The sequence below is a fragment of the Bradyrhizobium sp. 62B genome, from assembly GCF_030272265.2.
Taxonomy (GTDB): domain Bacteria; phylum Pseudomonadota; class Alphaproteobacteria; order Rhizobiales; family Xanthobacteraceae; genus Bradyrhizobium.
Genome location: NZ_CP092841.2, coordinates 2,217,912 through 2,234,848 on the forward strand (window position 1 = coordinate 2,217,912; position 16,937 = coordinate 2,234,848).

At 64.4% G+C, this 16,937-nt stretch carries 15 protein-coding genes; 12 read left to right on the forward strand and 3 right to left on the reverse strand.

Going from position 1 to position 16,937, the window contains the following annotated elements; genetic code table 11:
• Positions 1-106 precede the first annotated feature (106 nt).
• From ML401_RS10525 to ML401_RS10540, 4 genes are all read left to right on the forward strand, one after another.
• Positions 107-1,822 (forward strand): IlvD/Edd family dehydratase, encoded by a 1,716-nt coding sequence (locus tag ML401_RS10525; protein ID WP_285812658.1) that lies wholly within the window; start codon positions 107-109, stop codon positions 1,820-1,822.
• A 57-nt stretch (positions 1,823-1,879) separates the two neighbouring features.
• Entirely contained in the window at positions 1,880-2,887 is a 1,008-nt protein-coding gene (locus ML401_RS10530) for a TRAP transporter substrate-binding protein (protein WP_285811879.1), read from the forward strand.
• Between the two features lie 154 nt (positions 2,888-3,041).
• On the forward strand, positions 3,042-3,620 hold the full coding sequence (locus tag ML401_RS10535) for a TRAP transporter small permease (RefSeq protein WP_212065345.1): 579 nt from the start codon (positions 3,042-3,044) through the stop codon (positions 3,618-3,620).
• Positions 3,617-4,957, forward strand: coding sequence for a TRAP transporter large permease (locus ML401_RS10540; protein WP_194406940.1), 1,341 nt, complete (start codon positions 3,617-3,619; stop codon positions 4,955-4,957). The genes ML401_RS10535 and ML401_RS10540 overlap by 4 nt, the downstream gene beginning before the upstream one ends.
• Before the next feature lie 3 nt (positions 4,958-4,960).
• Here ML401_RS10540 and ML401_RS10545 read toward each other — a convergent pair whose 3' ends face one another.
• Entirely contained in the window at positions 4,961-5,755 is a 795-nt protein-coding gene (locus ML401_RS10545; protein WP_285811880.1) for an enoyl-CoA hydratase/isomerase family protein, read from the reverse strand.
• Positions 5,756-5,982: 227 nt separating this feature from the next.
• Here ML401_RS10545 and ML401_RS10550 point away from each other — a divergent pair, with 227 nt between their 5' ends.
• A complete protein-coding gene (locus tag ML401_RS10550) occupies positions 5,983-7,203 on the forward strand; it encodes an NAD(P)/FAD-dependent oxidoreductase (protein ID WP_285811881.1) in 1,221 nt (406 codons plus the stop codon).
• Here the strand turns inward: ML401_RS10550 and rbsK are convergent, their stop codons facing one another.
• On the reverse strand, positions 7,204-8,121 hold the full coding sequence (gene rbsK / locus ML401_RS10555; protein ID WP_212065342.1) for a ribokinase: 918 nt from the start codon (positions 8,119-8,121) through the stop codon (positions 7,204-7,206).
• Positions 8,122-8,139: 18 nt separating this feature from the next.
• The gene (locus tag ML401_RS10560; protein ID WP_211417825.1) at positions 8,140-9,033 is read right to left on the reverse strand and encodes a sugar kinase; all 894 of its coding nucleotides are present in this window, start codon (positions 9,031-9,033) and stop codon (positions 8,140-8,142) included.
• A gap of 224 nt (positions 9,034-9,257) precedes the next feature.
• On the opposite strand from ML401_RS10560, the gene ML401_RS10565 reads away from it, so the two are divergent.
• From ML401_RS10565 to ML401_RS10595, 7 genes are all read left to right on the forward strand, one after another.
• A complete protein-coding gene (locus ML401_RS10565; protein ID WP_259205073.1) occupies positions 9,258-10,106 on the forward strand; it encodes a VOC family protein in 849 nt (282 codons plus the stop codon).
• 214 nt (positions 10,107-10,320) lie between these two features.
• Positions 10,321-11,028 carry a TetR/AcrR family transcriptional regulator gene (locus ML401_RS10570; RefSeq protein ID WP_211417823.1) on the forward strand — a complete coding sequence of 236 codons (708 nt, stop codon included), beginning with the start codon at positions 10,321-10,323 and terminating at the stop codon, positions 11,026-11,028.
• A gap of 395 nt (positions 11,029-11,423) precedes the next feature.
• Positions 11,424-12,233: an ABC transporter permease gene (locus ML401_RS10575; RefSeq protein ID WP_194406947.1), complete on the forward strand. Its 810-nt coding sequence runs from the start codon at positions 11,424-11,426 to the stop codon at positions 12,231-12,233.
• Positions 12,234-12,284: 51 nt separating this feature from the next.
• Entirely contained in the window at positions 12,285-13,277 is a 993-nt protein-coding gene (locus ML401_RS10580; RefSeq protein ID WP_211417822.1) for an ABC transporter substrate-binding protein, read from the forward strand.
• A gap of 59 nt (positions 13,278-13,336) precedes the next feature.
• Entirely contained in the window at positions 13,337-14,179 is an 843-nt protein-coding gene (locus tag ML401_RS10585) for an ABC transporter ATP-binding protein (RefSeq protein WP_285811882.1), read from the forward strand.
• Between the two features lie 204 nt (positions 14,180-14,383).
• Positions 14,384-15,781 carry a hypothetical protein gene (locus ML401_RS10590; RefSeq protein WP_259205074.1) on the forward strand — a complete coding sequence of 466 codons (1,398 nt, stop codon included), beginning with the start codon at positions 14,384-14,386 and terminating at the stop codon, positions 15,779-15,781.
• On the forward strand, positions 15,778-16,929 hold the full coding sequence (locus ML401_RS10595; protein ID WP_259205075.1) for a Gfo/Idh/MocA family protein: 1,152 nt from the start codon (positions 15,778-15,780) through the stop codon (positions 16,927-16,929). Before ML401_RS10590 ends, ML401_RS10595 begins: the two co-directional genes overlap by 4 nt.
• Positions 16,930-16,937 lie beyond the last annotated feature (8 nt).

The window sequence follows — 16,937 nt, forward strand, 5'->3', positions numbered from 1 at the left end:
TATGCCCGTGGCGGTGTCCCAGGCGCGAAAAAGCGACACTATGGACCAATCTTATTGACAATCAGGACGCAGGCTGTACCACAATAGCAAATTGAGGAGTGGCATGATGACGAGTGGGTTGCGCAAGGGTCTGACGAGCTATGGCGACGCCGGCTTCTCGCTGTTCCTGCGCAAGGCGTTCATCAAGGCCATGGGCTATTCCGACGACGCGCTGGAGCGCCCCATCGTCGGCATCACCAACACCTATAGCGACTACAATCCCTGCCATGGCAACGTTCCGCAGATCATCGAAGCCGCCAAGCGCGGCGTGATGCTGTCGGGCGCGATGCCGTTCGTGTTCCCGACCATCTCGATCGCCGAGAGCTTTGCGCATCCGACCTCGATGTACCTGCGCAATCTGATGGCGATGGACACCGAGGAGATGATCCGCGCCCAGCCGATGGATTCGGTCATCGTGATCGGCGGCTGCGACAAGACGCTGCCGGCGCAGGTCATGGCCGCCATCAGCGCCGACCTGCCGACCGTGGTCATTCCGGTCGGCCCCATGGTGGTCGGCCATCACAAGGGCGAAGTGCTGGGGGCCTGCACCGACTGCCGCCGTCTCTGGGCCAAATACCGCGCCGGCGAAATGGACGATTCCGAGATCGAGGCGGTGAACGGGCGTCTGGCGCCGTCGGTCGGCACCTGCATGGTGATGGGCACCGCTTCGACCATGGCCTGCATGATCGAAGCCATGGGCCTGTCGCTGCCGATGAGCGCGACGATTCCCGCGCCGCATGCCGAGCGCTTCCGTCTCGCCGAGGCCAGCGGCAAGGTTGCCGCCGAGATGGCCAAGACCAAGGGGCCGAAGCCGAGCGAGCTGCTGACGCCGGCTTCCTTCAAAAACGCGCAGGTGGTGCTTCAGGCCATCGGCGGCTCGACCAACGGCCTGATTCATCTCACGGCGATGGCGCATCGCTCGCCGCATCGGCTCGATCTCGGAGTGTTCGACCAGATCGGCCGCGAGGTGCCGGTGTTGGTCGATCTCAAGCCGTCGGGCGAGCACTACATGGAGCATTTCCATCACGCCGGCGGCGTACCAAAACTGCTGGCGCAGCTCGGCGACCTCGTCGATCTCGACGCCAGGACGATCTCGGGCCAGACGCTGCGCGATGTCGTCGCCAACGCCGAGGACGTGCCGGGACAGGACGCCATCCGCTCGCGCGACAATCCGATCAAAAAGGAAGGCGGCCTCGCCGTGTTGCACGGCAACCTCGCGCCGCGCGGCGCCGTCATCAAGCAATCGGCTGCGAGCCCCAAGCTGCTCAAGCATACCGGCCGCGCGGTGGTGTTCGAATCCGTCGAGGACATGACCTTGCGCGTCGACGATCCCGATCTCGATGTCACCGCCGACGACGTGCTGGTGCTGCGCAATGCGGGCCCGAAGGGCGCGCCTGGCATGCCGGAGGCGGGCTATCTGCCGATCCCGAAGAAGCTCGCGCGTGGCGGCACCAAGGACATGGTGCGCATTTCCGATGCCCGCATGAGCGGCACGGCGTTCGGCACCATCGTGCTGCACATCACCCCGGAATCCGCCGTAGGCGGGCCGCTTGCACTGGTGCAGAACGGCGACATGATCAGCCTGGACGTGGCCAAGCGCAGCATCGAGCTGCTGGTCGAACCGGCCGAGCTGGAGCGGCGCCGTGCTGCGCTAAAACCGGCTGCGGCGCCGGAGGAAGCACGCCGCGGCTACGCCTGGCTGTTCAACGAGACCATCATGCAGGCCGACGAGGGCTGCGATTTCGATTTCATGCAGAGGACTGGGAAGACGGAGACGAGCTGACCGAACGACGAACGCTCAGACCGCTTAAAGCGGCGGGCGATACAACAGGGGGAAACGATGATTGCACGATCCATGCCGAGATTCTTCCATGGGTTGACGGCCGCGGCCGCCATGCTTGTCGTCACCGGAGCGGGGGCACAGGAGGTGAAGCATTATCGCTTCGCCTATGACCAGCCGCGCAATACCGGCTATTCCATCGCGGGTGACCTGTTTGCCGAGAAGCTCAAGGAATTGAGCAGGGGCACCATGATCATCGATCAATATCCCGGTGCACAGCTCGGGCAGGAGCCACAAGTGCTCCAGCTCGTGAAAGCCGGCGACGTCGAATTCTCGATCATCTCCTCCGCCAACACGGCGACGATCTCGCCGCAGGCTGGCGTGATGTCGCTGCATTATCTGTTCCGTGACGAGAACCACGTCGTCAAGGGGCTAGCCGATCCCCGCGTGTTCGAAGCGCTCAAGACCATGATCGACGAGACCACGCAGGGCCTGCATGTGATCGCGACCGGCTCGCAGGGCGTGCGCCACATGTACGCCAGGAAAGAGATCCGCAACGTGGGCGACATCAAGGGCGCGAAGATCCGCGTGCAGGCGACCGCAACCGAGGACACCATGTTCCCGGCCTATGGCGCCCAGACCGTGCACATGCCGTTCGGCAGCGTCTACACCAGCTTGCAGACCGGTGTCGTCGACGTCGCCGAGAACAGCATCAACGTCTATCTCGTCAACAAGCACTACGAAGTTGCGCCGGTCCTCAACCTCACCGAGCACGAGGCCAACAACGCGCTGGTGTTCATCTCCGACAAGCTCTGGCAGAGCCTGTCTGCCGAGCAGAAGGGCTGGGTGCAGGCCGCGGCCAACGAGGTCAGCACCAAGGAGCCGCAGAAGGCGTTCGACCTCGAGCGCAGCGCGGCCGAGAAGCTGAAGAAGATGGGCGTGAAGATCGTCGACAACGTCGACAAGAAGAGCTTCACGGCGATCGCCGATCCCTATCTCGACAAGCTCGCCAAGGAGCTCGGCCCACACGCCGAGAAGATCAAGGATTTGATCCGGTCGATCAACTGACCGCCAGGAAGGTCGTCATGCCCGGGCAGAAGCGCGAAGCGCGTCTTCGCGCCAGGTGTCCCGGGCATCCACGTTCTTCCTTCGAGTCCGCGCCGAGTGCGTGGATGGCCGGGACAAGCCCGGCCATGATGGAAAGCCGCAGCCGGGAACAATCATGGCCATCGCCGACAAACTGCTCGTGCAACGCCAACGCCATCTCAAATGGCGCGCGCTCGACTGGCTCGAGCTTGCGCTGATGATCCTCTGCGGTGTGCTGTGCTTCGGCTTCTCGCTGTCGGTCACCGCCGACATCGTCACCCGCACCATCGGTCATCCCTGGCTTTGGCTGCAGGAGGTGACCTCGACGCTGTTCATCTATGCGATCTTCGTCGGCGCGGCCGCGGCGACGCGCCGCAACGACCATCTCTATCTCACCGCGATCTCCGAGGCGATGCACGGTACCTCGCGGCTGATCGTCGAGGTGATCATCCGCATCGTGGTGCTCGGCGTCGCCTTCTGCCTCGTCTGGTACGGCTATCAGAATTATCTGCGCGGCTTCGGCAGCTTTCGGCTGCCGTCGGGCACGCCGATCGCCTCGCTCTATGCGATCATTCCGTTGTCGGGCGTGCTGATCGGCTTGTTCACCATCGAGCAGCTCGTCAACGGCCTGCGCAACGGCTTTGACCATCCCGAGCCGCCCGAGGAGGACGGAACGCCTATCGTCACCGACGCGCAGGCGAGGGCTCAGCTATGAGCGCACCTGTTGTCCTGACCTTGATGACGTTCTGCTTCCTGTTCTTCGGCTATCTGGGCGTGCCCGTGCCGTTCTCGCTGATGGCGGGTGTCTTCGTCGGCGCGCTGCTGTCGGATGTTTCGCTCGCCGCGATCATCCAGAAGATCTTCGACGGCGTGGACTCCGAAGCGCTGCTGGCAATCCCGTTCTTCCTGCTGGTCGGCGAGCTCATGAGCTCCGCCAACGTCGTTGTGCGAATAGCCAATCTCTCGGTATCGCTGGTCGGCCATATCAGGGGCGGGCTGTCGCAAGTCGTGGTCGTCTTCAGCATGTTCTTCTCGGAGATGTCGGGCTCGACCACCGCCGACGTCGCCGTGATGAGCCGCGCGCTGGGCGGCCCGATGAAGCGCGAGGGCTATGAGCCCGCCTTCATCGCCGCCATCATTGCCTCGGCCTCGACGATTGCCGCTTTGGTGCCGCCGAGCATCACCGCCGTCGTCTATGGCGCCGTCGGCAATGTCTCGATCGCCGGCCTGTTCATGGCCGGCGTCGTGCCCGGCCTGATGATCGGCTTCGGTCTGATGATCTATTGCTATTTCTTCGGCCCCTCGGGCCTGCGCAAGCCCCGCGCGCCGCTGCGCCAGGTGGTGTTCGCGGCTGGCGATGCGGCGCTGCCGCTGATGATCCCGGTGATCCTGCTCGGCGGCATCCTGACGGGCTGGTTCACGCCGACGGAGGCCGGCGTCGTTGCCGTCGTCTGGATCATTCTGGTGGTCATCCCCGCGCTCAACCGCGGACACATCAAGAAGATCCCTTACGATTTCTGCCTGGCCGGCCTGATCTTCTCGCTGCCGCTGATCACCATTGGCGCCGCCAATGCCTTCGGCTGGATGCTCGCCTATCTGCGCGGGGCGACCTACATCGCCGAATGGATCACCTCGATCGCCGGCACCGACCCGCATCTGATCATGCTTTTGATGGTGCTGCTGTTCACCATCGTCGGCGACTTCATCGAGCCGGTGCCCACCATCATCATCTTCATGCCGCTGGTCAACGCGCTGACGGAAGCGGGCGACATCAACGCCGTGCACATGGGCGTAGTGCTGATCGCGACGCTCGCCTTCGGCCTGATCACGCCGCCTTACGGGCTGGTGCTGCTGATGGGCTCGAAATTCGTCGGCGTCAGCTTCGCCAAGGCGCTGCGCGCGGCATTGCCGATCTATGTCGTGTTCCTGGCGACGATCGCGTTCGCGATCTATTTCCCGAGCGTGGTGTTGTGGCTGCCGCGGCACGTGCTGCCGGAGTCGGTCGGCTGCTTCAAGTCGCCGGCGGGGACGGGCTATATTTGTCCGCAATAGGCGCTACTTGCCCTTGCTGGTGAACTTCTTCACGGCGGTGCGGAAGTCTTCCGTGTTCATCGCCATGATGATCTTGTGCTCCTCGGCATCGAGCTGCTGTTTCACCGGTGTGGTGGCGGCCTGATACACCAGCGACTTGGTGCCTGATATCGCGGCCGGCGGGTTCTGCGCGAGCCGCTCGGCGAGCTGCCGCGTCGCCGCCTTCAATTCCCCGGCGGGAACGACCTTGGCCACCAGGCCCCATTCGAGGGCCTGCCGTGCGGTAAAATTGTCCTCGGCGAGGAAGATCTGCAGCGCCCGGCGCGAGCCGACCGTGCCGACGATTCCGACCGTCGAGCCGCCGTCCGGCGACACCCCGATCTTGGCATAGGCCGGCGTGAACTTGGCATCGTCGGCGGCGATGCAGAGATCGGTGACGAAGGCGAGGCCCATGCCGGCACCGGCGGCCGAGCCGTGCACGCTCGACACCGAGATTTTCGGCATGCGCCTGATGATCTCGATGAAGGCATGATAGTGCTTCAACAGCTCACCGACGACCGGTGTCACGGTGCCGGCCTCGGCGGCCCTACCGATCGTCTGCAGATCGCCGCCGGCCGAGAAGGCGCGGCCTTCGCCTTCGATCACCAGGACCTTGATGGCGTCGTCGCCTTCGATATAGGCGGCGAGCTGCTCGAGCTTCTGCGCAATCGCAAGGTTGATCGAGTTGAACGCGGCGGGGCGGTTGAGCGTGATGGTCGCGATCGGGCCGTCGACCTTGAGCAAGGCGGGATCGTCGGGCTGGGAGATGGGAGCTGGCATCTGGATATCCCCGGCATGAGGTGGCTGGTAGCGACTAAATCGCAGATGGGCGGGGGAGACAATCCCCGCGCTGCGCCCTTGCACTGGGCGGAACGATAGGCTCAAATGGACCCGCCTTTTCCAAGGGACGGACACGAGCGCCGGCTCCTCGTAAGGTCAGCAACCAAAATCAGCGAGAGAGGAGACGGCATGGGTCACGCTCGTGTCTTCCGGAAATGGGCTGTCCGATGAGCGACGGTCCGGTGATCATCGTCGGTGCCGGCCATGGCGGCTACCAGGTCGCGGCATCCCTGCGGCAGGCGGGCTTTGCAGGCCGCATCTGCGTGATCAACGACGAGGCGCATCTGCCCTATCAGCGGCCGCCTTTGTCCAAGGCCTACATCAAGGGCTCGGCCGGTCCCGAGAGCCTGATGTTCCGGCCCGAAAAATTCTACCAGGACCAGAAGATCGAGCTGATCGCCGGCCGGGCGGGGTCGATCGACCGCGCGGCGCGGAAAGTTCATCTCGCTTCGGGCGAGACGCTTGGTTACGGCCACCTCGTGCTGGCGACGGGCGCGCGCAACCGGCTGCTCGATCTGCCCAATGCCAATCTGCCCGACGTGAAATATCTGCGCATCCTCGACGAGAGCGAGGCGTTGCGGGCGATCATGCCGTCGAAGACGCGCGCCGTGATCATCGGTGCCGGCTTCATCGGCCTCGAATTCGCGGCGACCGCGCGGATCAAGGGCCTCGAGGTCGACGTGCTCGAGCTCGCGCCGCGCGTGATGGCGCGCGCGGTGACGCCGGAGGTGTCGGAGTATTTCCAGGAGCGGCATCGCGCGGCAGGCATCCGCATCCATCTCGGCGTGCAGGCGACCTCGATTGAGGCCGAGAACGGCAAGGTCACCGGCGTGTCCTTGAGCGACGGACGGCATCTGCCGGCCGACCTCGTCGTGGTCGGCGTCGGCGTGCTGCCGAACATCGAGCTCGCGGCGGAGGCGGGCTTGCCGGTCGCAGCCGGCATCATCGTCGACGAATATCTTGCAACGGCCGATCCTGACATCTCCGCGATCGGCGATTGCGCGCTGTTCGCGAGTCCCAGATTCGGCGGATCGCTGCGGCTGGAATCGGTGCAGAACGCTACCGATCACGCCCGCTGTCTCGCCGCGCGGCTGACCGGCGACAAGAAACCGTATGACGGCCATCCCTGGTTCTGGAGCGACCAGGGCGACGACAAGCTGCAGATCGCAGGCCTCACCACCGGCTACGACCGCGTCGTGCTGCGCGGCAGCCCTGCCAACAAGGCGTTCTCGGCGTTCTGCTACAAGGGCGACAGGCTGCTCGGCATCGAATCGATCAACCGCGCCGGCGATCACATGTTCGGCCGCCGCTTGCAGGCCATGGACCGCTCGATCACGCCGGAGCAGGCAGCGAACGAAAGTTTTGATCTGAAGAGCGCGCTGGCGTGATCAACCAGCGGCGAGAACAGCTTCAACCTCCGCGGCCGTCGGCATCGACGGCCCCGCGCCCATGCGCTGCACGCTGATCGACGCCGCTGCGTTGGCGAAGGCGAGGGCGGCGCGCAGAGGCACGCTGTCAGCCAGTTGCGCCGCCAGCGCGCCGACAAAGCAGTCGCCGGCGCCGGTGGTGTCGACCGCCTTCACGACGCGCCCGGGCACCGAAAACTCTTCGCGCCCGGCCAGCGCGAGCACGCCGCGCTTGCCGAGCGTGATGCAGATGGTCTGGTCCTCGCGCGCCTGAAGTTGTCGTGCGACGTCGATGATCCGTTTGGCAGTATCGTCTTCGGACAGCTCCATGCCGGCGAGGAAGCCGAGCTCGGTCTCGTTCAGCACGAGGATGTCGACCAGCGCGAGCAGCTCATCGGACATTTTTTGCGCAGGCGCCGGGTTGAGCACGGTGACGACGCCGGCCTCGCGCGCCCGGTGGAAGAACGCGGCGATCGTCGGCAGCGGAATCTCGAACTGGCTGACCGCGACATCGCCCTTCAGGAGCGGCACGACGCTGACGTCTTCAGCGCTCACCAGCGCGTTGGCGCCGGGAATGACGACGATCGTGTTGTCGGCCTCGGCGACCGTGATGATCGCGGTGCCGCTGTGGGCCTCCGCATTCTCCTTGAGATAGCCGAGGTCGATGCCCTGGTCGCCGAGGAAGGCTTTCAGCTCGGCCCCGAAGGCATCCTTGCCCAGCCGGCCGATCAGCGTGGTCCCGGCGCCGAGCCGAGACGCCGCCACCGCCTGGTTCGCGCCCTTGCCGCCCGGAAAATACAGCACCTGCCGGCCGGCGACGGTCTCGCCGACGCGGGGATGGCGATCGGCCGTCGCCACCACATCCATGTTGATGCTGCCGGCGACAAAGACGCGCCCCATGGGAAACCTCGGCGAACGCTAGACTCTGACCTCGAACTCGTGCCTGACCTTGGCGATGTCGACCAGTGTCGGCAGGCCGGCCTCGTTGCCGAGGCGCTGGATCTTGTAGGTCGAGGCGGCACGCGCGAAATCGAAATGCTCGCGCCAGCTTTTGCCGGGGTGGGCGAGGTAGGAATAGACATAGGCGCCGTGGAAGACGTCGCCAGCACCGTTGGTGTCGATCACCCGCTCGCGCGGGATCGGCATCGCCGGCATCACCTGCACCGTTCCGGTTTCGTCGAACCAGAGCAGGCCCTTCTCGCCCATGGTGACGCCACCGATCTTGCAACCGCGGCTCTTGAGATAGTCGAGCATTTTCTCCGGCGTCAGGTCCATCTGTTCGCACAGGCGCTCGGCGACGATCGCGACGTCGATGAATTCCAGCAGCTCATGGGTGTTGGTGCGCAGGCCGCCGCCGTCGAGCGAGGTCAGGATGCCGGCCTCGCGGCACACCTTGGCATAATGGATCGCGGCGTCCGGCTGGTGGCCGTCGACATGCAGCGCGCGGCAGCCGCCGAGATTGAGCATCGGGAAGGGATGGATGTGCTCGTCGTCGCGGCAGCGCACGATGGCGCGCTTGCCGTCCTTGGGCATGATGAAGGACAGCGAGGACTGGTTGACCTTCCGCCCGTGCAGCGAGATCGCGTATTTCGCACACATGTCCTGGAACATGCGTCCCAGCCAGTCATTGGCCGCGGTGGCGATGAGATCGGGGACGATGCCGAGCTTGGCGCAGCAGAACGCCGCCGTCACCGCATTGCCGCCGAAGGAGACGGCGTAGTCCGAGGCTACGTGCTTCTCGTCGCCGGTCGGCATGTGGTCGGTGATGAAGACGACGTCGATATAGGTCTGTCCGATGAAGAGAGCCTGCATTGCTTGTCCGTCATGCGCTTGTGGTCCCGGCCGGTACGCCTACTGTAGCACCGGTTCCGCTCCGGCGGGACGCTGAAATTATTCGCAAATCTGCCGCCCGAAGCGCTTGAGGTCAGCATGGTCAGGGAATACGACCATCACCGGGCAATGCCAAGCCCGGACAAACGCCGTGTTTCTGCCCGGGGGTTCCAGAGCCCTGAACGGGGCGATCAAGAGGGGGAAAGATGATCACCGGCCTCGATCATGTCGTCGTTCTAGTGAGGGACATCGGGGCGGCAAAGGCGGCCTACCAGACGCTGCTGGCCCGTGCGCCGTCTTGGCAGAATTCGGGTGAGGGCGCCGACCGCGTGCTGTTCACCCTCGCAAACATGACGATCGAGTTGATGGCGCCCAGCGGCTTCAGCGTGACGGCGGATCGCATGCGCGCGCTGCTGGACGACCAGGAGGGCGTGCTCGCCAGCCTGTGCTTTCGTGTCGCGGACATGAGCCGGATGCACCGGCGGCTGGAGCGGGTGGCCTTGAATCCGGATCCGGTCGCCGAGGTCGAAAGCAGCGATACGGAAACAGGCAATGTCCTGCATTGGAAGCGTACACGCGCCGCCACGGAACTCACGCGCGGTGTGCGCATGTTCTTCCTCGAGCTCGCCGACGAGCGGCCGCTCTCCCTCGCGACCGACATCGCGCCGATCGACGCGCTCGACCACGTCGTGGTCACCACCGAGGATTCCGAACGTGCCGCCGCGCTCTACGGCGCGCGGCTCGGCCTCGATCTGGCGCTCGACCGCTCGCACCAGGATTGGGGCCAGCTGATGTTCTTCCGCTGCGGCGACCTCATCGTCGAGGTGGTTCGCCGGCCCGTCGCCGGCAGCGACCTCGCGCATGACCGTCTCTGGGGCCTGAGCTGGCGCGTCACCGACATCGACGCCACCCGCGCCCGCCTGATCGCCGCCGGCCTCGACGTCACCGAAGTCCGCAACGGCCGCAAGCCGGGGACGCGGATCATGACGGTGCGGAACGGCACTTGCGGGATACAGACGGTGCTGCTCGAGCGCTCGCCAAAGCCGGTCGAGTGAGGGACCTCACTCTCGTGTCCCGGACGCGCTGCAACGCTCTTGGCGTTGCTGCGCAGAGCCGGGACCCATCTCTCCACGAATCCGCTGCAACATGGGCCCCGGCTCTGCAGCGCACCGCTGAAGAAGCGCTGCGCTGCGTCCGGGGCACGAGATCGTTCTCAAACGCTCGCCCGCGTGTTACAGCTGACGAGAGACCACCCAGCGAGCACACGGTTTGGCGAAGGCAAAGCGAACTCTGAAATGGCAGCGTGACCCCGAGGGGATGCGGCTGCGCATTCTCGAAGCCGCCAAGCAGGAGTTCTCCGCCCATGGTCTCGCCGGTGCGCGGGTCGACCGCATTGCGGCCAAGGCCGGCGCCAACAAGCGCATGCTGTACTATCACGTCGGCAACAAGGACGAACTCTATCTCGCGGTGCTCGAAGGCGCCTATGATAAGATCCGCAGCGAGGAGCGCGGGCTCGATCTCGAACATCTCGATCCGCCCGAAGCGATCAGGCGCCTGATCGAGTTCACCTGGAATTATTTCCTGCGCAATCCCGAATTCCTGTCGCTGCTCCAGACCGAAAACCTCGCGCGCGCCAAGCATCTGAAGAAGTCGACCAAGGTCAAGTCGATGCACTCGCCCTTCGTCGAGATGATCCGCACCGTGGTGCGGCGCGGCGTCGACAGCGGCGACTTCCAGGTCGCGGTCGACCCGGTGCAGCTCTACATCTCGATCGCCGGGCTGTGTTTCTTCTATCTCTCCAACTCGGCGACGCTCAGCGTGATCTTCGGCCGGGATCTCCTGGACAAGAAGGCCAAGGACGAGAGGCTGGCGCACATGGTGGGCCTGGTGCTGGCCGCGCTGACCGGACAGTCCGTTGCCCTGTTCGAGATCGCGAAGGCGCCGAAGTCGCGCACCGCGGTGGCGCAGACCGTCTAGCGACGTTCCGTTGCCACTCTCTTCGCGCTCATCGCTCGACTTGATCGGGCGATCCAGTATTCCAAAGGCGGTTGTGATTGAGCCGAGAAGCCGCGGCGTACTGGATTCCCCGCCTTCGCGGGGAATGACACCGAGGGTGGGCGCTCTCGTGCCCCGCAGCGCAGCACGCCAGTGATGCGCTGCAGAGCCGGGGCCCATTCATCCACCCAGCGTGACCGCTGGGGTCCCGGCTCTGCGCAGCAGCGTGTCACGCTGTTGCGCGTCCGGGACATGGGCGCGACCGTCCCGCCACCCCAACGGAACCCGCCGCAAAACGTCACAGGGAAAGCTCTGGACAGTATTTATCCAACGGGTTAATTTCTCCCCACAACGAAGAAGACTGCCGGGAGTGAAAATTGGCCGAGCCGAAGCCGCAAAACGCTGTTTCCAAGATGCTGAATGCAGCCTGGGTTCGGCCGTTCTTGTTCCTGGTCTTCATCGTCGTTGCCTGGGATCTCGCGATCCGTCTGTTCAGGATCCCTGCCTACCAGATCCCGTCGCCGCTCGATGTCGTCGCCGTGCTGCGGACCGAATGGCCGGAGCTGCTGCGCCAGTCCTGGCCGACCACCTATGCGACCGTATGCGGCTTCCTGCTGTCGGCGCTGTTCGGCATTCCCGTCGCGATGCTGATCGCGGGCTCGAAGACGGTGGAGAGCTACGTCTATCCGCTGCTGGTGTTCTCGCAATCCGTACCGAAGATCGCGATCGCGCCGCTGTTCGTGGTCTGGTTCGGCTTCGGCATCATTCCCAAGGTGATTTCGGCGTTCCTGCTCGGCTTCTTCCCGGTGGTGGTCTCCGCCGTGCAAGGCTTCAAATCGGTCGACCCTGACATGGTCGATCTCGCCCGCGCCATGCAGGGCAGCCGCTTCCAGGTGTTTTGCGCGGTGAACCTGCCGCACGCGCTGCCGGCGATCTTCTCAGGGCTGAAAGTGTCGGTGACGCTCGCCGTGGTCGGCGCCGTCGTCGGCGAGTTCGTCGGCTCCAATTCCGGCATCGGCTACGTCATGCAGCGCTCGATCGGCACGTTCGACCTGCCGACGATGTTCGCAGCGCTCGTGATCCTCGCTCTGCTCGGCGTGGTCCTGTTCTGGATCGTTGACCGCATCGAGAAGCTGGTGATTCCCTGGCATGTCAGCCAGCGCGAGGACGTGATTTTCGCCTCTTAACTTAAGCAACGGCTGTCAACGGCCGAAACATAACGACAAGGGAGAGTGACGATGAAGCGTTTGATTGGGGCTGCGTCAGCGGCGCTGATGCTATTCGCGGCCATGCCCGCGCAGGCAGCCGACAAGGTCGTGCTGATGCTGAACTGGTACGTCTATGGCGAGCATGCGCCGTTCTATTACGGCAAGGCCAAGGGCATCTATGCCGCCGAGGGCATCGACCTCGAGATCCAGGAAGGCCGCGGCTCGGCTGCGACCACGCAGGCCGTCGCGGCGAAGACCGCCGATTTCGGCTATGTCGACGTGCCCACCATGATGCGCGCGGCGATCAAGGGCGCGCCCGTGGTCGCGACCGGCGTGCTGCTGCAGACCTCACCGATGTCCGCCATGGGCTTCGTCGACAAGAACATCAGGAAGCCCGAGGACATCAAGGGCAAGACGGTGGCGATCACGCCCGCGGATTCCATGACCCAGATCTGGCCGCTGTTCCTGAAGAAGACCGGCCTGAAGGAGAGCGACTTCCAGACGGTTGCCGGCGACGGCCAGACCAAGCTCAATGCCGTCATCAACGGCCAGGCTGATCTGCTGCTCGGCTATGTCATGGATCAGTCCATGAAGATCAAGGACGCCACCGGCAAGGACGTTTATCCGATCAAGTTCGCCGACTACGGCATCAACATGGTTTCCTCCGGAATCATCGCCAACACCGATTACGTAAAGGCCAATGCCGATCTCGTCCGCCGCTTCATGTCGGCGACGACCAAGGCTGTCGAGGCCGCCGAGAAGGAGCCGAAGGCGGCAGCGCAATCGATCCTCGATGCCAACCCCAAGGGCGGCAAGATCGACACGCTGACGCAAGGTTTCGAACTGACCATCCCGCTCTACCGGACCGCGGAGACCAAGACCAAGCGGCCTTTCCAGGTCACCGATCAGAACATGACGGAAACGGTCAATCTGCTGGTTGAATATGGCGGGCTGGATGCCAAGGCCAAGGACAACCCGAAGGCCTTCTACACCAATGATTACCTGCCGAAGAGCGGCTCGTGAGCGATGATTTTCCGCTGTCGTCCCTGCGTTCGCAGGGACGACGGTTGGAGCGAGGTGAGATGAACCCAGCGACCAAGCCAATCGATATGCAACCGTCCGCCCATCTGCGCCTGGTGTCAGACCGTGCGGGCGATGCCTCGGGCATCAAACTATCAGGCGTGTCCAAGACCTACCGGACGCGCGACGGCGACGTGCCGTCGCTGCGGCCGCTCGACTTCCACATCAATGACGGTGAGTTCTTCGTCGTGGTCGGCCCCTCCGGCTGCGGCAAGTCCACGCTGCTCAAGCTGATCTCGGGATTGCTGCCGCCGACGTCGGGCGAGATCCTGGTCGAAGGCGAGAAGGTGACGACGCCGCACGGCAACGTCGGCATCGTCTTCCAGAACGCGTTGCTGCTGCCCTGGCGCAACATCCTGAGCAACGTGATGTTGCCGATCGACATGAAGCGACTGCCGCGGCAGGAATACCTCGATCGCGCCAAGTCACTGTTGAAGCTGGTCGGGCTCGTAGGCTTCGAGAAGAAGCTGCCCTGGCAGCTCTCCGGCGGCATGCAGCAGCGCGCTTCGATCTGCCGAGCGCTGGTGCACGATCCCAGGATCATGCTGATGGACGAACCGTTCGGCGCGCTCGATGCGCTGACGCGCGAGCGCATGAACGTCGAGCTGATGCGAATCCAGCGCGAGACGAAGAAGACCGTGCTGCTGATCACGCATTCGATTCCGGAAGCCGTGTTCCTCGCCGACCGCGTGCTAGTCATGACCGAGCGCCCCGGCGCAATCGCCGCGATCTACGACGTGCCGCTGCCGCGCCCGCGCTCGCTCGACGTGATGGCCGACCCTGTGTTCACCGAGCTCGTGCAGCGCATCCGCAAGCATTTCTTCTCGCAAGGGGCGTTGGATTAGAGTGGTCATCGGAGTCTCATTGATCGCCTCAAGCGCGGTGCGCTCCTTCCCCCGCCTGCGGGGGAGGGTTGGGGAGAGGGTGTCTCCACTCGCGAGACCCCCCCCGGAAGAGAAAGCCCTCACCCGGCGCTTTGCGCCGACCTCTCCCGCAAGCGGGAGAGGTGCACTGCCGCCTGAGCTGCATCTCGGGAAAGAACTAACACCATGGCGCCGCGCCTGAAGCTGCGAGACATCGCCTTCTTCGAACGTCCCGTGCATTTCGCGCGGCCATTCCGCTTTGGCGCGATTACAATTAATGCAACGCCGCAGCTCTTCGTGAGGGTCGAGATCGAGGTCGAGGGCAGGGGCGTTGAGGTCGGCGCCAGCGCCGAGCTGCTGGTGCCGAAATGGTTCGACAAGCGGCCGGAGTTGTCTCCGGCGCAGACGGTCGATGGCTTGCGGCGGTCGCTGGACATCGCGCGGGGTCTCTATCTGGCGCGGACCGGATTCCATACCGCGTTCGATCTGCATGCCTCATGCATCGGTGCCCAGGTCGCGACCTGCGCGAAGAAGAACATTCCAGCGCTCGCTGCGGCTTATGGTCCCGCGGAAATCGACAAGGCGATCCTCGATGCGCTCTTGCGCGCCGTCGGAACGAGCTTCTTCGACGGGATGGCTGGCAACATCGCAGCCATCGACGCGCGGCTTTCGCCTGATCTGAACGATGCGGATCTCACGGCTTTTCTCACCGGCCGCAAGCCGCTGCCGCGCGTTGCCATCAGGCATACCGTCGGCCTCGACGATACCGTCGAAGGCGAGGGTGGCGTTGCCGATGCCCGCGAGAACGGCGGTGCGAATTATTTCAAGCTGAAGCTGTCGGGCGATCCCACAGCGGATGCGGTGCGGCTGGCGCGGATCGGCAAGGAGCTCGATACGCTCGGGCGCGACTGCAAGGTGACGCTCGACGCGAACGAGCAGTACGCCGATCTCGCCGCGCTGGGCGCGCTGATGGGCCGGCTCGATCACGACGTCGACCTTCGATCGATTGCATCGCGGCTGCTCTATGTCGAGCAGCCGATGCCGCGCGATATCACGCGGCAATCCCCGCTCGGCGCTCTAGCCGCCCGCGGTTTCATCGTCGACGAAGCGGACGATTCCTACGATGCCTTCCCGGCGGCGCGGGCGCTCGGCTATCGCGGCATCTCCTCGAAGTCCTGCAAGGGCCTCTACAAATCCATCGTCAATGCAACCCGCGCAGCGAAGTGGAGCGGGAAAGGCGAGCAGTTCTTCGTCTCCGGCGAGGATCTCACCTGCCAGGCCGGCCTTGCCGTGCAGCAGGACCTCGCGCTCGGCGCGTTTATCGGCGTCACCCACGCCGAGCGCAACGGCCATCATTATGTCGATGGCTTCGGGGAAACGCCTCTCGCCGAAGCGCGGGCCTTTGCAGCCGCGCATCCCGATCTCTACGCCGATGCCGGGCAGGGCATCCGCCTCTCCATTCACGACGGCGATCTCCTGACGGGATCGCTCCATGCTGCGGGCTTTGCGACGTCGGTCCATCCGGACTGGTCGGCGCTCAGCCCGCTCGAACAGCCAAAATCACCTAGGGAGCAATTGGCATGACCACCCAACGCCTCGGTCTCATCATGAACGGCGTCACCGGCCGCATGGGGCTCAACCAGCATCTGATCCGCTCGATCGTCGCGATCCGCGAGCAGGGCGGGGTGCGGCTGAAGAACGGCGACCGCGTCATGCCGGATCCGATCCTGGTTGGCCGCAGCGCCGAGAAGGTCGAGGCGCTCGCCAAGCGTTACAACATCACGCGCTGGACCACCGACCTCGATGCGGCGCTCGCCGACAAGAACGACACCATGTTCTTCGACGCCGCGACCACGCAGGCGCGGCCGGGACTGCTGACCCAGGCCATCAATGCCGGCAAGCACGTCTATTGTGAGAAGCCGATCGCGACGAATTTCGAGGAGGCGCTCGAAGTCGTCAAGCTCGCCAATGCCAAGGGCGTCAAGCACGGCACGGTGCAGGACAAGCTGTTCCTGCCCGGCCTGAAGAAGATCGCCTTCCTGCGCGACTCCGGCTTCTTTGGCCGCATCCTCTCGGTGCGCGGCGAGTTCGGCTATTGGGTGTTCGAAGGCGGCTGGCAGGAGGCGCAGCGGCCGTCATGGAACTACCGCGACGAGGACGGCGGCGGCATCATTCTCGACATGGTCTGCCACTGGCGCTATGTGCTCGACAACCTGTTCGGCAATGTCCAGAGCGTAAGCTGCATCGGCAATACCGACATTCTCGAGCGCTATGACGAACAGGGCAAGAAGTACAAGGCCACCGCGGACGATTCCGCCTACGCGACGTTCCAGCTCGAAGGCGGCATCATCGCCCACATCAACATGTCCTGGGTGACGCGCGTCTATCGCGACGACCTCGTCACCTTCCAGGTCGACGGCACGCTCGGCTCGGCGGTCGCAGGCCTCTCCGACTGCATGATCCAGGCGCGGCAGGCGACCCCGAGGCCGGTGTGGAATCCCGACGAGAAGCGGCTGCATGATTTCTACGGCGACTGGCAGAAGCTGCCCGACAATGTCGCTTACGACAACGGCTTCAAGGAGCAGTGGGAGATGTTCATCCGCCACGTCTACGAGGATGCGCCCTACAAGTTCACGCTGCTCGAAGGCGTCAAGGGCGTGCAACTCGCCGAATGCGCGCTGAAGAGCTGGAAGGAGCGGCGCTGGATTGACGTCGCGCCAATCAAGGCCTGAGGAGGGAC

Excerpts from the sequence above, each read along its gene's own strand:
- ML401_RS10525 (WP_285812658.1), top strand. The coding sequence starts at position 107 with ATGACGAGTGGGTTGCGCAAGGGTCTGACGAGCTATGGCGACGCCGGC.
- ML401_RS10530 (WP_285811879.1), top strand. The coding sequence starts at position 1,880 with ATGATTGCACGATCCATGCCGAGATTCTTCCATGGGTTGACGGCCGCG.
- ML401_RS10535 (WP_212065345.1), top strand. The coding sequence starts at position 3,042 with ATGGCCATCGCCGACAAACTGCTCGTGCAACGCCAACGCCATCTCAAA.
- ML401_RS10540 (WP_194406940.1), top strand. The coding sequence starts at position 3,617 with ATGAGCGCACCTGTTGTCCTGACCTTGATGACGTTCTGCTTCCTGTTC.
- ML401_RS10545 (WP_285811880.1), bottom strand. The coding sequence starts at position 5,755 with ATGCCAGCTCCCATCTCCCAGCCCGACGATCCCGCCTTGCTCAAGGTC.
- ML401_RS10550 (WP_285811881.1), top strand. The coding sequence starts at position 5,983 with ATGAGCGACGGTCCGGTGATCATCGTCGGTGCCGGCCATGGCGGCTAC.
- rbsK (WP_212065342.1), bottom strand. The coding sequence starts at position 8,121 with ATGGGGCGCGTCTTTGTCGCCGGCAGCATCAACATGGATGTGGTGGCG.
- ML401_RS10560 (WP_211417825.1), bottom strand. The coding sequence starts at position 9,033 with ATGCAGGCTCTCTTCATCGGACAGACCTATATCGACGTCGTCTTCATC.
- ML401_RS10565 (WP_259205073.1), top strand. The coding sequence starts at position 9,258 with ATGATCACCGGCCTCGATCATGTCGTCGTTCTAGTGAGGGACATCGGG.
- ML401_RS10580 (WP_211417822.1), top strand. The coding sequence starts at position 12,285 with ATGAAGCGTTTGATTGGGGCTGCGTCAGCGGCGCTGATGCTATTCGCG.
- ML401_RS10585 (WP_285811882.1), top strand. The coding sequence starts at position 13,337 with ATGAACCCAGCGACCAAGCCAATCGATATGCAACCGTCCGCCCATCTG.
- ML401_RS10590 (WP_259205074.1), top strand. The coding sequence starts at position 14,384 with ATGGCGCCGCGCCTGAAGCTGCGAGACATCGCCTTCTTCGAACGTCCC.
- ML401_RS10595 (WP_259205075.1), top strand. The coding sequence starts at position 15,778 with ATGACCACCCAACGCCTCGGTCTCATCATGAACGGCGTCACCGGCCGC.